Below are 13,451 nucleotides of genomic sequence, written 5' to 3' on the forward strand. Positions count from 1 at the left end.
GGGCCGTCGTGATTACTTCTTCAGCAGGCCGATCTCGATCAGCCGCTCGGTCAAATAATTCTGGGCGGTGATCGGCGTCGGGTAACGGTTCGGATTGTCGCTCGTGATCGTCTGCGGCAGCGTCTTGATCAGGAAGTCGGGCACTGGATGCAGGAAGAACGGCATCGAATAGCGTGAGTGACCGCGGCGCTCCGGCGGCGGGTTGACCACGCGGTGCGTGGTCGATGGCAGCACATGGTTGGTCAACCGCTGCAGCATATCGCCGACGTTGACGACCATCGCGCCCTCGGGCGGCTTCACCGCGAGCCACTTGCCCGAATCGCGATCCAGCAACTCAAGGCCCGCCTCTTCCGCGCCCAGAAGCAGCGTGATGAGGTTGATGTCCTCGTGCGCTCCGGCCCGCACGCCCTCCGCATCGGCAGGGATCGGCGGATAGTGAAGCAGGCGGAGCACGGAGTTGCCGTCTTTCACTGCGGGGTCGAACCAATCGGGCGCCAGGCCAAGATGCCGTGCGACCGCCGAGAGGAGCTTGTCGCCCGCCGTATCGAACGCGCTGAACAGCTCGACGAACGTCTCCTTGAACCCTTCAGGCCGGGCCGGCCATACATTGGGCTGCATGTCCGCCGCGAACTTGTGCCCCTCGGGCAGTTCGCGCCCAACGTGCCAGAACTCCTTCAGGTCGACGTGCTTGGCGTCCTTGGCGATCTCGGTCTTGAACGGGGTGTAGCCACGCGCTCCCCCGCCGCCTTCGATGAAATAGCCGCGCTTCTCTTCCTCGGGCAGCGCGAAAAGCGCCTCGGTCGCCGCCCAGGCGCGGTCGATCAGACCCTGCGGCACGCCATGGTCGGCCACCACGGCGAAGCCGAACCGGCGGAAGGAGCCCCCCAGATCCGCCGCGAACCGCTCCGGGTCGCGCGCCTGATCGGCGAGGCTAAGCGTCGGCACCTGGGCCAACGGCGAGTCGAGCATTACACCAGCCTTTGTCGAACTTTATGGATGGCGGGCGTATACGCCGCCCGCCTGAACCCCGCCAGTCCGTCACCGCCCGTCATCGGCCGCTCGCGCGTCGTCAGCCGATCGTCACCGTTCCCATCGCCCGGTCGCCCGCGGGTTTAAGATCGATTCGGAAACGCTCGCCATCGGTCGTGCCGCTCAGCGTGTCACCCTGCACTTCCACCTTGGTGCCGGCCTTCTCGAACTCGCTGCGCAGCCAGTCGCGCACCGTCTCCAGCTTTGCCGGGCTATCGAACGACAGCCGCACCACGCCATCCTCATCGCCCTTCGCATTGACGTTCATCGCTCCGATGCGGGTGCCCGGAAACAGATGCACCCCGCCAATCTCGAAATTGTCGGCGGTGAGGTCGAGCTTCGGCAGCTTGATCGATCCCTTGATCAGCGGTGTGTCCAGCGTCACCTCGCCGGTGCTGCCATCCACGCGCGCCGCACCGTTGCCGGCATCGATCGACACCGTCGTGCCCTCCCCGTCACGCTGACCGCATGCGCCCAGCGTCGCAGCGATGGCCAGCGCCGGAACGATATAGAAGCGCATCTCAATCTCCGTATTACGAGTGTAACACACTAGCCCTCTGAGCGGCCTGTCGCAAGCCCCGAGTACTGAGCGGCTTTTGCCGGAACCGCCCCGCCCTCACAGCCGTTCGCGCCTTGGTCAGCAGGAGAATGATCATGGGTGGCCATCAAGTGACGAACTTCGGCTCGGGCGACGGCGGCCCCTTCGACGAAGACGGCTATGACGAGGCGCAGCGCGCCGAAATCCTGGAAGCGACGCGAGACGGCCCGAGCGACGGGACGATCATCACGGATCTCGATCCGGACGTCGGCCTCGATGATGATGAGGACGATGACGAGGACGATCTGCAGATGCTCGACGGCGAAGTCGCGGAACAGGACGATGATGCAGATCAGGATGAGGACGACATCGATGAAGATGTGGTCCAGGATGAATTCGACGATGGCACCATCAACGAGGACGAGGACATCGACGACGAGGACGATACGGCGCTCAATCCGTAACCGCCCGGCCGCCAGCGCCGTCGCCGCGGCATGCGTCCTCCTCGCTGCGTCCTGCTCCAGGCAGCCGACCACCGAGGAGGTCGATATCGGCGACGCTGCGCGCACGGCGCAAGGGTCGATCGATAGCCAGCAATCCCTGCCGATGGCGGCCACGCCGACCGCACCTGGCTTGGCGAACTCAGGTGTGTCCAATGCTGTTGGCGCGCCGACACCCGCATCGGCGACCGCCGAAACTCCGGGGCTTCCCGAAGCTGAACCGGCGGAGGATGGCGCCGAGGCAGCGGCACAGGTGCTGCGCGATTATTATGCGCTGATCGCGCGCAAGCAGTTCCGGGAGGCCTGGAACCTGTGGGATCGGGAGGGCCAAGCCTCCGGCATGACGCCGGATGCGTTCGCTGCTTCGTTCAACAAGTACCGCGATCTCAGTGCGCAGCTTGGCCCGCCGGGCCGGATCGATGCCGGTGCTGGCCAGCGGTACATCACCATCCCGGTCACCGTGCGCGGCACGCTTCGCGATGGGGCGCCGTTCGCCATGGACGGTCCGGTGACGCTTCATCGCGCCGCCGACATTGACGGCGCAACGGCGGCGCAGCGCCGCTGGCGGATCTATGTATCCGGTTTGAAGCCGCGGCCGACAACGGCGACGACGACTCCGACGCCGGGCGACTAGCTGCCGCCTCCGGCGGAGGCTATGGCGCCGACATGCCGACCCTCGCGCTGCTCGTCGTCTCGAACGTCTTCATGACGATCGCCTGGTACTGGCATCTGAAGGGCGGCATGTCGAAGCCGCTCCACGTGGTGATCCTGTTGAGCTGGAGCATCGCGCTCGTCGAATATTGCTTCGCCGTCCCCGCCAACCGGATCGGCTTCGCCAGCGGTTGGTCTGGCGGACAGCTCAAGATTGCGCAGGAGGTGATCTCGCTGCTGGTGTTCGGCGCCTTTGCGGTGCTGGTGCTCGGTGAACAGCTGAGCTGGCGCCACGCGGGCGCCTTCGTCTGCCTCGTCGGCGCGGCCGCATTCATGTTCGCCGGGCGGAACTGAGCGCCACTTTGGGCCGCCCAGCCGATCCTTAGTCGAGAATATGCATCCAGAGCGGCTCGCCGGCGAGGCTCTGCGATCCGCGAAGCCGCTCCAGCGCCGCTGCGATGTTCGCCTCGGGCGCCTCGTGCGTCACGATCGCGACCAGCACCGTGCCGTCCGCCGCCGCGCCGCGCTGGATCAGGCTCTCGATCGAGACGCCGGCATCGCGCATCGCCGCCGCAATCTCGGCCAGCACACCCACTCGGTCGGCAACCATGAAGCGCAGGTAAGCGCGCCCACGTCGCGTGTCCGGCGCGGCGGCGGGCGCCGCCACCAGCGACGTTGCCGGCATCGCATATGGCGGGCCGAACTCGCCGCGTGCAATGTCGATCAGATCGGCGACGACCGCACTTGCGGTCGGGCCGTCACCTGCCCCCGCGCCTTGGAACAGCAGCCGGCCGACAAAGTTGCCGTCCGCCACCACCGCATTGGTCGATCCGGTGACATGCGCCAGCGGATGATCCTGCGGCACCAGATGGGCGTGGACGCGCTGGAACAGCCCGTCCGCGCCGGCCTCCGCCACGCCGACGAGGCGGACGCGATAGCCCAGCGCCGCCGCCTCGGCGATGTCGGCCGCGATGACATGCCTGATCCCGCTCGCGGCCACATCACCGAAGGCTGGCTTGGTACCGAAGGCGATCGAGGCCAGGATCGACAGCTTGTGCGCCGCGTCCACGCCATCGATGTCGAACGACGGGTCCGCCTCGGCATAGCCAAGCGCCTGCGCCTCGGCGAGCACTTCGGCGAAGTCGCGACCTTCCGCTTCCATCTTGCTGAGGATGAAATTGCACGTGCCATTGAGGATGCCGTAAACCCGCGCAATGGCGTTCGCGGCCGCACCTTCGCGCAGTCCCTTGATCACCGGGATGCCGCCCGCCACCGCCGCCTCGAACTTGAGCGGCGCGCCGGCGGCTTCCGCGGCTTCCGCAAGCTCAAGCCCGTGATGAGCGAGCATTGCCTTGTTCGCCGTGACCAGCCCCTTGCCGGCACCGAGCGTCGCACGCGCCAGCGCGAGCGCGGGGCCGTCGGCACCGCCCACCAGCTCGACCACGACGTCCGCGTCACAGCGCGCAAGCGCCGTCGTATCATCGACCCATTCATAGCCGCTGATGTCGACGCCGCGGTCCTTGCTGCGGTCCCGCGCTGACACGGCGACAATCTCGATCGGCCGCCCGGCACGCCGAGTGATCAGCTCACGGTTGGTCTCCAGGACGCGGATTACCCCGCCGCCCACCGTGCCCAGCCCAGCCAATGCCACTCGCAATGCGTCCGCCATCTCAATCCCTCAGTTGCACGCGGCTGCCGCCTACGGGCTTGCGGCGAGAGTGTCGATACCGCGGCCCGCGGCAATTTTCTTTTGCCATACCCCATTCGGGGGATGTGAATATGTCGCGCGCAACGCAATGAGATCAGGCGACCCAAGCCCATGGTAAAACAGGGGCAACCTGCCCGGCACCGCTACTTGGCGATGCTGGGCATCTTTTTTGGGCGCGCCGTCAGCCGCTCAGGCAGCCTTGGCATATTCCATCTCGCCGTCTTCGGCCGCCGCTCGGTCCGGCGCCTGCGGTAGAGCCACCTGCTGCTGCTTCGGTTTGGCAGAACTCGGGAAGGCGAGGCGTGATACCAGAACCACCAGCCCCAGCGCGAGGTAGCTCACCACGACGCCGACGGGCTGAAGCACGAAGGCGGCGCCTAGCGCGAGGCGAAGCCACAGCGGATTGAAGCCGAAATCCTCGCCCAGCGCGTTGCAGATGCCGAGCAGATTGTCCTTCGGGGTGGAAAGCGGCTTGCTGTTGGTGGTCATGGTCCTTGGCTCCGATCGACTGGCACGGCGCTCGCCGTTCATGCCCGGCGCCTTGCAGCCTCCATGCCAAACCTGTTTTTCGTATCTTTACCGCTACTTAGAAGAGGCGACGGTTATGCGTCCGAGGCGCAAGGTCGGAAACCGCGCTATCTCTTGGTGAAATACGCCAGCCAACCAGCCCCTTGTGCCGCAGCAATAATCTGCAACACCTCCCGTCATGACCAATCCGACCAAGGCCGTGGCCGAACTCACCTTTCGCGGGGTCCTGCTCGGCGGGATCATCACGCTGCTGTTCACCGCAGCGAACGTTTATCTCGGGCTGAAGGTCGGCCTCACCTTCGCCACCTCGATCCCGGCCGCGGTGATCTCGATGGCGATCCTGCGGCACTTCAGCGGGTCGACGATCCTTGAGAACAATATCGTCCAGACGATCGCGAGCGCCGCCGGGACGCTCGCGGCGATCATCTTCGTGCTGCCGGGGCTGGTCATCATCGGATGGTGGCAGGGTTTTCCGTTTCTCCTCACCGCCGGGATCACCGCGCTCGGCGGCACGCTGGGTGTGATGTTCTCCGTGCCTTTGCGCCGCGCTTTGGTGGTTGAAAGCGATCTTCCCTATCCCGAGGGGCGCGCGGCCGCAGAGGTGCTCCATATCGGATCGGGCTCACGTGAAGGCGCCGCGGAAAGCGCTGCTGGCCTGCGGCTGCTCGTCGCCGGCAGCTTGGCCTCGGCCGGCTTTGCAATCCTCACGCAGATGCGGCTGGCCGCGGCCGAGGTCTCCACCTGGTTTCGCGTCGGCAGTGGCGCGACTGGCCTGTCCGGCGGCCTCTCCTTCGCGCTGTTCGGCGTCGGTCACCTCGTCGGGCTGTCAGTGGGCATGGCGCAGCTTGCCGGGCTCATCACCGCTTGGTTCATCCTGCTGCCGATCCTCACCGCGGCCCAGCCAATGGCGGGCGACGTCGAAGCCTGGGCCGGCACCGTCTTCCGGCAGGATGTGCGCTTCTTCGGCGCCGGCGTGATCGGCGTCGCTGCGCTCTGGACATTGCTGCGGATCGCCCGCCCGGTCGTCGGCGGCGTCACGTCCGCGCTTGCCTCCAGCCGCGCGCGCCACGCCGGTGAGGCACTGGCGATCGAGGAACAGGATCTGCCGATCGGCATCGTCGGCGGGGTCTCGCTCGCGCTGCTGGTGCCGATCGCGTGGCTGTTGTGGAGCGTTGCCAGCGTCGGGCCGATCGCCGGATCCGCCGCGATCCTTGTCGCTGGCGCCTTGCTCTTCATCCTCGTCATCGGCGTGATGATCGCCACTGTCACCGGCTATATGGCGGGCCTGATCGGCGCGTCGAACTCGCCCGTTTCGGGCATCGGCATCCTGTCGATCATCGCCGCCTCGCTGCTCCTCATCGGGCTGTTCGGTCGCGGACTGGCTGAAGACACCACCGCGGCTCTGGTCGCCTACGCGCTGATCGTCACCGGGATCGTCTTCGGCATCGCGACGATCGCCAACGACAATCTGCAGGATTTGAAGACCGGCCAGCTGGTCGGCGCGACGCCCTGGAAGCAGCAGGTGGCGCTGATCATCGGCGTCTTCTTCGGCTCGATCGTCGTGCCGCCGGTGCTCGACCTGCTCAATACCGCCTTCGGTTTCGCCGGCGCGCCGGGCGCAGGACCGAACGCGTTGGCGGCGCCTCAGGCCGGTCTCATCTCCTCGCTCGCCAAGGGTGTGCTTGGCGGAAGCCTCAACTGGTCGATGCTCGGCTGGGGCGTGGTCGCCGGCGTGATCTTCATCATCCTCGACGAACTGCTCGGCAAGGCCGGCAGGTTGCGCCTGCCGCCGCTCGCGGTGGGCATCGCGATCTACCTGCCCATGTCGGTGATCCTGCCGGTCGTCTTGGGCGCCCTGGTCGGCGCGGCGTACGAGCGCTGGGCGGAGCGCACCGACGATCCCGAGCGCACGCGCCGTTTCGGCACGCTGACCGCGACGGGCATGATCGTCGGCGAAAGCCTGTGGGGCGTTGCCTTCGCCGGCATCGTCGCCGCCAGCGGCAGCGATGCGCCGCTGGCGTTGGTCGGCGAGGGCTTCCTGCCCGTCGCGCTGATCGGCGGGACGCTGCTGTTCGCGGCGCTGATCGCCTTGCTATATCGCAACACCCGCCGCGCGGCGCTCACATGAGCGCGAGCAGCTTGTCGATCTCGACGAAGGCGAAGCCGACCGAACTGTCCGCAATGCCATAAGGCATGAACAGCTTGTTGCCGTGCCGCATCGCGCCGCAGGTATAGACGACGTTCGGCACATAGCCTTCACGGTCCTGATCGGCGGCGGCCAGGATCGGCTCCTTCGTCCGCCCGAGCACCTTGGACGGATCGCGCTTGTCGAGCAGCGCCGCGCCGATCGAATATTTGCGCATCGCGCCAACGCCATGGGTCAGCAGCAGCCAGCCCTCGTCCACTTCGATGGGGGGCCCGCAATTGCCGATCTGCACCAGCTCCCACGGGTACATCGGGCTCAAGATCAGCTCACCGTCGTCCCAGTGATCAAGGCGGTCGGAGCGAAGCAGATAGAGATTCTCCCCGTCCTGCCGGCCGATCGAGAGATATTCGCCGTTCACCGTCCTTGGGAACAGGGCGATGCCCTTGTTGCGAGCCGCCGAACCGCTCATCGGCACAAGATCGAAGGACCGGAAATCGCGCGTCCGCATCAGCTCGGACTGGATCTTCGCGCCATTATAGGCGGTGTAGGTTCCAAGCCATTCGACCGAGCCGTCGTCGTGGGTGAACTGCACCAGCCGCAGGTCTTCCAACCCCTTCGACTGCGCCTCGGTGATCGGGAAGATGACGGTGCCCGACAGGGTCGAGTCGCGGTTGCGATGAACCGTCACCGGCCCGCTGGGCGTCTCGTCATTGTCGAGGCCATGGGCATCCGCGGCCGTGGCGAAGGGCGGTTCGGGCGCCAGCTTCAGCTGGTTCTCGTCGGTGATGATCCCCTCGCGGAAGGCGACGGACGAGATATGCCCCTCGCCTACCGCCCGCAGGCTCATCAGGATGCGCTGCGATCCCGGCGGCATGCCGGACTGATCGGGGTGCGCCACCGCGCTCGGGTTCATCAGCGCCGCAGCGGCATAGCTGTATTCATGGCAGAAATAGGCCCCGATCAGCTGCCGCTTCTCGTCACCGATGTCGGCATCCTTCAGCCCGTGCTGACCGGCCACTTCCTCGAACCGGGTCATGAACACGCGGCGCGTCTGCCAGTGCCGCGCTTCGAAGTCCTTCAGCACGACGGCCAGTTGCTCGCTCGCCTGGATCGGCGACATGGCAAGCACTTCGGCCACCATACGCGCGGCACGGCTTTGTCCCTGGCCGTTCAGCGCGGACCAGGGGATATGAAACGGGCGGACCACCACGCGTGAGGGATCGGCTTGCAGCCGAAGCTGATGATTGAACAAATCCAAGGAAAGCAGCCTCGCGGTGGCGTCAGGACAACAATGCGCCGACGCAAATGTTGCTTATGCGACCGCGCGCCGCGTTCCTGCCACGCCTTGGGTGGCCTTTGAAAGCCCCGAAATGGCGCAGCTGGACAATTGCAGCGCCAAAATCGATTCTGCGCCTTGGTTGCGGTTGAGGCCGGTCGGCATCAGCCCGTCGAAACAGCCGCCGTCCTGCGCCGTCGCCAGCGGAAGGTCGAGGTCGTTGTGCCCCATGTACCAGCCGTAAGCGCGCATCGCTTCCTCCCGCCACCGCTCGTCGCCGGTGGCCTGGAACGCCGCGCAGCACGCATCGATCGTCGCCTGCGCCTCGAGCGGCTGCTGATCGAACGGCAGCGGCTCGGCATAAGCGCGGCCGAAGCTTTCCGAACCCACCGCGCGGAAGCGGCCCTCCGGGTTCTTCTGCTTGCTGATGATCCACTCCAGCGTCTCGAGCCCGCGCTCGATCACGTCCCGGCGGCCAAGCGCCATGCCGGCGCGGATCAGACCTTCGGGCAGGCGGCAATTGTCATAGGCGAGCACCACCTCGAACCACACCCAGTCGGGGCGGCGCGCCGTATCGAGCAGGGCGAGATGCTCGTTCGGGAATCGCTCCAGGATCGAGCGGGCAAGCTGGTGGCCGGGCGACGCCTCGAGCATCGCAGCCGCCCCCAGCATGGCGAACGACTGCGCGCGCGGGCTGCCCAGCTCGAACGCGAGGCTTGCCGTCATGTCGAACATCATCGTCGCCCAGTCGCGGTGCTTGCGCGAACGTGCGTCACGCGCAGTGACGCCAAGCGCCCACAATGCGCGGCCGTTGGAATCCTCGGAGCCGACGTCCTCGCACCACGTGCGATCGAAGTTCATGAAGTTGCGGAAGCGGCGCTTCTCCGGGTTCCAGGCATATTGGACGAACGAGGCGTATACCGTCGTCCACTTGTCGCGCACCGTCTCGTCCAGCTTGTCGATCGCACACATCAGGATGAGCGCGCGCGCATTGTCGTCGATGCAATAGCCATGGCGGCGGTCCGGCACCGAGTAGATCGAATGCTGGAGCATGCCGGTCGAATCGCTCATCCGCTCGACCGCCGAGATGTCAGGGTCCAGCGGCTTCATCGCCGACGGGGCGGCAATCCGCGCCGGCTTCGTCGCGACGATCTGCTCGATCTCGCCTATCGCCCGCTCCGCGACGCGCGACCAGGTCATCGTCCGTCCGCGATCATAAGCGCGCTGGGACAGCTTGATCCGGCGATCGTCATTGCCGAGCAGGTCGTTGATCGCCTGAGCGATCGCCGCCGAATCGCGGAAGTCCACGAGAACGCCGTGCCCGTCCGCCAAGATCTCGGTCGCATGGACATAGGGCGTGGAAATCACCGCCTTGCCGACGCCCACGGCATAGGAGAGCGTGCCGCTCGTGATCTGCGCCGGGTTCAGATACGGCGTAACATAGAGGTCGGACGCCTGGAGATAGTCGATCAGATCGTCCTGCTCGACGAAGGCATCGATGAACGCGACATTGTGCTCGACGCCCTTCGACCGTGCGAGCGCCTTCAGGCTGTCGCGGTATTTCTCGCCTTCATGCGCCACCAGATTGGGGTGCGTCGCGCCGAGCACGACGTAGGTCGCATCCGGATGCTTCGCGACCACCTCCGGCATCGCTTCGATCACCGTCTCGATGCCCTTGCCGGGCGCGAGCAGACCGAAGGTGAGGATGACGCGGCGGCCTTCCCAGCCAAAGCGCGGCTTGAACGTCGCGGGGTCGGCGAACAGGCGATCGGGCACGCCGTGCGGAATGTTGACGATCGAGCGCGGATTCGCGCCGTAGACACGCGTCAGGATCTCACCGCCGCGCTCGGCCATAACGATCACTTTCGACGCGCGCCGCAGCAGCCCCTCCATCACCGCGCGCTCATCCGCGCTCGGCTTTTCAAGCACGGTGTGAAGCGTAACGATTAACGGCAGCGTGGTGCGATCGAGCAGCGCCAGGATAAATTCACCCGCCGCGCCGCCGTAGATGCCATATTCGTGCTGCACCCAGATCGCCTGCGCGCCTGAAGCCTCGATCTTGCGCGCGACATCCAGGTACGCCGCACGGTCCTGCTGCGGGATCGTGTCGGTGACTTCGGGCGGATAATCGTAACGCCCGGGGTGATCGTCCATCGCATAGACGTCCACCGCCAGATCCGGATAGCGGCTTTTCAGAGCATTGAACGTGTCGGTCGTGAACGTCGCCAGCCCGCACTTGCGGGGCAGGAAATTGCCGATGAGCGCGATACGCGCGACGGTGTTCGTTTCGACCGTGTCGTTCATCCTCTAATGCCTTCGCTGTTTACGGAACGCCATTCACAGGGCGTTCACGTTCCGGACAACGGGTAAGGGGCAGGAAGGTTGCGGCGTTTGATGCACCGCAACAAGATTCTGAAATAAAAGCGGGATCAGCCGCGACCGCGATACGAGGGGACGCCTTGGTCGGGCACCCACAGGTCGGCCGGCGGCGCGCCCGTTTGCCAGAAAACGTCGATCGGAATCCCGCCACGCGGATACCAGTAGCCGCCGATGCGCAGCCACCGCGGCGCCATTTCCGCCACCAGCCGTTCACCGATGCCCACGGTGCAATCCTCGTGAAAGGCGGCGTGGTTGCGGAAGCTACCGAGGAACAGCTTCAGCGATTTCGATTCGACGATCGTCTCGCCCGGCACGTAGTCGATCACGATGTGCGCGAAATCCGGCTGGCCGGTCACCGGGCACAGCGACGTGAACTCGGGCGTCACGAAGCGGACCAGATAGGTGCGTCCCAGGCGGGGATTAGGAACATAGTCCAGCACCGCTTCTTCCGGAGAGGTGGGCAGCGCGGAATTCTTGCCGAGGTGGAGTGTCATGCGCCGCCAGATAGGCGCGAGCGCCCGCCCGCGCCAGTTCACCGGTGCGCCGCCCTTCGACAACGCGCCGCATGAGACTAAGAAGGCGCTCATGGACGCCCTCGTTTCGACTGAATGGCTCGCCGCTCAAAGCGGCGCGCCCGATCTGCGCATCGCCGACTGCAGCTGGTTCCTCCCCACCGAGCATCGGGACGCCGCCGCGGAGTTCCGCGCCGCGCACATCCCTGGTGCGGTGTTCCTCGACCTTGCCGAGATCGTCGATGCCGCCGCCGACGTACCGATGATGCTTCCTCCGCCCGAGAAGTTCGCCAGCCGCATGGGTCGGCTAGGTCTCGGCGATGGCACGCGCATCGTCCTCTACGACAACTCGCCGCACCACACGGCCGCGCGCGGCTGGGCGATGCTGCGCAGCTTCGGGCTTACCGATGTTGCGCTGCTCGATGGCGGCTTCGCAAAGTGGCAAGCCGAAGGCCGGCCGATGGCTACGGGCGACGCGGCGCCGAAGCCGAGGCACATCACGGTACGGGATCGCGGCGCCGGCATCCGCGACCTGGCGCAGATGAAGGCAGCGCTGGCGAGCGGTAGCGAGCAGATCGTCGACGCTCGCTCCCCCAGCCGCTTCGCCGGCGCCGAGCCCGAGCCGCGCCCCGGCGTGGAACCCGGCCACATACCCGGTTCCACCAACCTCCATTACGCCCGCTTCTTTCACGCCGACGGCAGCTGGAAGCGCGGCGATGAACTGGAGGCGGTGTTCCGCGACGGCGGCATCGACCTTGATCGGCCGATGGTTGCCACGTGCGGGTCCGGCGTGACCGCTGCAGTCATCGCCTTTGCCGCGCATATGCTCGGCCGGGAGGTGCCGATCTACGACGGCAGCTGGGCCGAATGGGGCGCGGATCCCGCCACCCCGAAGGCGCGCGGCGCATGAGCAAGGATCGCGACACGGCTGACCGCACGATCGGCGATGCCACCCGCGTCGTCGCCGCCGGCCGGCGCCCGGAATGGACGCAAGGTGTGGTCAATCCGCCGGTCTGGCGTGCATCGACGCATCTCTATGGCTCGGTCGCCGAACTGCGCGCCGCTGGCGGTCGGGACACCCACCACCGCCTGTTCTACGGCCGGCGCGGGGCACCGACGCAGTGGAGCCTCGCCGATGCGCTGACCGAACTGGAGCCGGGTGCAGAGGCGACCTTCCTCTATCCCTCGGGCGTCGCCGCGATCGCTGCCGCCCTCCTCTCCGTCCTGTCACCGGGTGACGAGCTGCTGCTGGTCGATTCGGCCTATGATCCCACCCGCTCGATGGCTGATGGCCTGCTGAAACGCTTCGGCATCACGACACGCTTCTACGATCCGCTGATCGGGGCCGGCATCGCGGACATGATCGGCGAGCGGACCCGCGCGATCTTCATGGAAAGCCCCGGAAGCCTCACCTTCGAGGTGCAGGACGTGCCCGCGATCACCGCGGCGGCCAAGGCACGCGGCGTGACGGCGATCCTCGACAATACCTGGGCGACGCCGCTCCACTTCCGCGCGCTGGAGCATGGCGTCGATCTCTCGATCCTCGCCTGCACCAAATATGTCGTCGGCCATTCGGACGTGATGCTCGGCAGCGTGACAGCGGCGCCTTCGCACTGGCGCAAGCTGCGCGAGACGAGCTTCCAGCTTGGCCAGGTCGCCAGCCCCGACGACGCCTGGCTTGGCGCGCGCGGGCTTCGCACCATGGCGGTGCGCCTCGCCCAGCATCAGTCAAGCGCACTTCAGATCGCGCGCTGGCTGGAAACCCGGCCGGAGGTGGATCGCGTGCTCCACCCTGCGCTGGAGACGTGCCGAGGCCACGACCTGTTCGCCCGCGATTTCCGCGGATCGAGCGGGCTATTCTCCTTCGTTCTCTCAGGCGGGGACGAGGCGGCGCGCGCGGCGCTGATCGATGGCCTCGTCCATTTCGGAATCGGCTATTCCTGGGGCGGGTTCGAAAGCCTCGCGATCCCCGTCGATCCACAGCGTTATCGCACTGCGACCGCGCCCAGCTTCGCCGGCCCGCTGGTGCGGCTCCAGATCGGGCTCGAGGATCCGGCCGATCTCATCGCGGATCTCGAAGAAGGGCTGAAGCGCTTCGCCGCAGCCCGCGGCTAAGAACCGCATCGTTGGACAAGTCCCCGGGCCGTCGCCCGGGGCGTCATATCATATTGCCCCGCTGCCGCG

At 66.4% G+C, this 13,451-nt stretch carries 13 protein-coding genes; 6 read left to right on the top strand and 7 right to left on the bottom strand.

The window, feature by feature from the left end; translation table 11 throughout:
- Positions 1 to 12: 12 nt before the first annotated feature.
- Both ACH0AE_RS01385 and ACH0AE_RS01390 read right to left on the bottom strand, forming a co-directional pair.
- Entirely contained in the window at positions 13 to 969 is a 957-nt protein-coding gene (locus tag ACH0AE_RS01385; protein ID WP_294442216.1) for an isopenicillin N synthase family oxygenase, read from the bottom strand.
- Between the two features lie 100 nt (positions 970 to 1,069).
- A complete protein-coding gene (locus ACH0AE_RS01390; protein ID WP_294442217.1) occupies positions 1,070 to 1,549 on the bottom strand; it encodes a hypothetical protein in 480 nt (159 codons plus the stop codon).
- A gap of 134 nt (positions 1,550 to 1,683) precedes the next feature.
- Here ACH0AE_RS01390 and ACH0AE_RS01395 point away from each other — a divergent pair, with 134 nt between their 5' ends.
- From ACH0AE_RS01395 to ACH0AE_RS01405, 3 genes are all read left to right on the top strand, one after another.
- The gene (locus ACH0AE_RS01395; RefSeq protein ID WP_294442218.1) at positions 1,684 to 2,031 is read left to right on the top strand and encodes a DNA primase; all 348 of its coding nucleotides are present in this window, start codon (positions 1,684 to 1,686) and stop codon (positions 2,029 to 2,031) included.
- Between the two features lie 184 nt (positions 2,032 to 2,215).
- A complete protein-coding gene (locus ACH0AE_RS01400) occupies positions 2,216 to 2,701 on the top strand; it encodes a hypothetical protein (RefSeq protein WP_294442219.1) in 486 nt (161 codons plus the stop codon).
- Between the two features lie 32 nt (positions 2,702 to 2,733).
- Positions 2,734 to 3,072: a DMT family protein gene (locus ACH0AE_RS01405; RefSeq protein ID WP_294442220.1), complete on the top strand. Its 339-nt coding sequence runs from the start codon at positions 2,734 to 2,736 to the stop codon at positions 3,070 to 3,072.
- Between the two features lie 28 nt (positions 3,073 to 3,100).
- Here the strand turns inward: ACH0AE_RS01405 and ACH0AE_RS01410 are convergent, their stop codons facing one another.
- Together ACH0AE_RS01410 and ACH0AE_RS01415 are read right to left on the bottom strand one after the other, a co-directional pair.
- Positions 3,101 to 4,387 (bottom strand): homoserine dehydrogenase, encoded by a 1,287-nt coding sequence (locus ACH0AE_RS01410; RefSeq protein WP_294442221.1) that lies wholly within the window; start codon positions 4,385 to 4,387, stop codon positions 3,101 to 3,103.
- 228 nt (positions 4,388 to 4,615) lie between these two features.
- Positions 4,616 to 4,915 (bottom strand): PspC domain-containing protein, encoded by a 300-nt coding sequence (locus ACH0AE_RS01415; RefSeq protein ID WP_294442222.1) that lies wholly within the window; start codon positions 4,913 to 4,915, stop codon positions 4,616 to 4,618.
- 217 nt (positions 4,916 to 5,132) lie between these two features.
- Here ACH0AE_RS01415 and ACH0AE_RS01420 point away from each other — a divergent pair, with 217 nt between their 5' ends.
- A complete protein-coding gene (locus tag ACH0AE_RS01420; RefSeq protein ID WP_294442223.1) occupies positions 5,133 to 7,082 on the top strand; it encodes an OPT family oligopeptide transporter in 1,950 nt (649 codons plus the stop codon).
- Here ACH0AE_RS01420 and ACH0AE_RS01425 read toward each other — a convergent pair.
- From ACH0AE_RS01425 to queF, 3 genes are all read right to left on the bottom strand, one after another.
- Positions 7,075 to 8,358, bottom strand: a complete 1,284-nt coding sequence (locus ACH0AE_RS01425) for a glycoside hydrolase family 130 protein (protein WP_294442224.1) — start codon at positions 8,356 to 8,358, stop codon at positions 7,075 to 7,077. The genes ACH0AE_RS01420 and ACH0AE_RS01425 overlap by 8 nt on opposite strands.
- A gap of 54 nt (positions 8,359 to 8,412) precedes the next feature.
- On the bottom strand, positions 8,413 to 10,680 hold the full coding sequence (locus ACH0AE_RS01430) for a glycosyltransferase family 4 protein (RefSeq protein WP_294442225.1): 2,268 nt from the start codon (positions 10,678 to 10,680) through the stop codon (positions 8,413 to 8,415).
- Positions 10,681 to 10,805: 125 nt separating this feature from the next.
- Positions 10,806 to 11,249 (bottom strand): preQ(1) synthase, encoded by a 444-nt coding sequence (gene queF / locus ACH0AE_RS01435; protein WP_294442271.1) that lies wholly within the window; start codon positions 11,247 to 11,249, stop codon positions 10,806 to 10,808.
- A 91-nt stretch (positions 11,250 to 11,340) separates the two neighbouring features.
- On the opposite strand from queF, the gene ACH0AE_RS01440 reads away from it, so the two are divergent.
- Both ACH0AE_RS01440 and metC read left to right on the top strand, forming a co-directional pair.
- Positions 11,341 to 12,177 carry a sulfurtransferase gene (locus ACH0AE_RS01440; protein ID WP_294442226.1) on the top strand — a complete coding sequence of 279 codons (837 nt, stop codon included), beginning with the start codon at positions 11,341 to 11,343 and terminating at the stop codon, positions 12,175 to 12,177.
- Entirely contained in the window at positions 12,174 to 13,382 is a 1,209-nt protein-coding gene (metC, locus tag ACH0AE_RS01445) for a cystathionine beta-lyase (protein WP_406875385.1), read from the top strand. The genes ACH0AE_RS01440 and metC overlap by 4 nt, the downstream gene beginning before the upstream one ends.
- Positions 13,383 to 13,451: the final 69 nt, after the last annotated feature.

This window comes from Sphingomonas sp. 179-A 2A2 NHS, assembly GCF_045371305.1.
Lineage (GTDB): Bacteria > Pseudomonadota > Alphaproteobacteria > Sphingomonadales > Sphingomonadaceae > Sphingomonas.

Coding starts and splice junctions, on each gene's coding strand:
- ACH0AE_RS01405 (WP_294442220.1), top strand. CDS start 2,734: ATGCCGACCCTCGCGCTGCTCGTCGTCTCGAACGTCTTCATGACGATC.
- metC (WP_406875385.1), top strand. CDS start 12,174: ATGAGCAAGGATCGCGACACGGCTGACCGCACGATCGGCGATGCCACC.
- ACH0AE_RS01410 (WP_294442221.1), bottom strand. CDS start 4,387: ATGGCGGACGCATTGCGAGTGGCATTGGCTGGGCTGGGCACGGTGGGC.
- ACH0AE_RS01420 (WP_294442223.1), top strand. CDS start 5,133: ATGACCAATCCGACCAAGGCCGTGGCCGAACTCACCTTTCGCGGGGTC.
- ACH0AE_RS01440 (WP_294442226.1), top strand. CDS start 11,341: ATGGACGCCCTCGTTTCGACTGAATGGCTCGCCGCTCAAAGCGGCGCG.
- ACH0AE_RS01385 (WP_294442216.1), bottom strand. CDS start 969: ATGCTCGACTCGCCGTTGGCCCAGGTGCCGACGCTTAGCCTCGCCGAT.
- ACH0AE_RS01415 (WP_294442222.1), bottom strand. CDS start 4,915: ATGACCACCAACAGCAAGCCGCTTTCCACCCCGAAGGACAATCTGCTC.
- ACH0AE_RS01390 (WP_294442217.1), bottom strand. CDS start 1,549: ATGCGCTTCTATATCGTTCCGGCGCTGGCCATCGCTGCGACGCTGGGC.
- ACH0AE_RS01395 (WP_294442218.1), top strand. CDS start 1,684: ATGGGTGGCCATCAAGTGACGAACTTCGGCTCGGGCGACGGCGGCCCC.
- queF (WP_294442271.1), bottom strand. CDS start 11,249: ATGACACTCCACCTCGGCAAGAATTCCGCGCTGCCCACCTCTCCGGAA.
- ACH0AE_RS01430 (WP_294442225.1), bottom strand. CDS start 10,680: ATGAACGACACGGTCGAAACGAACACCGTCGCGCGTATCGCGCTCATC.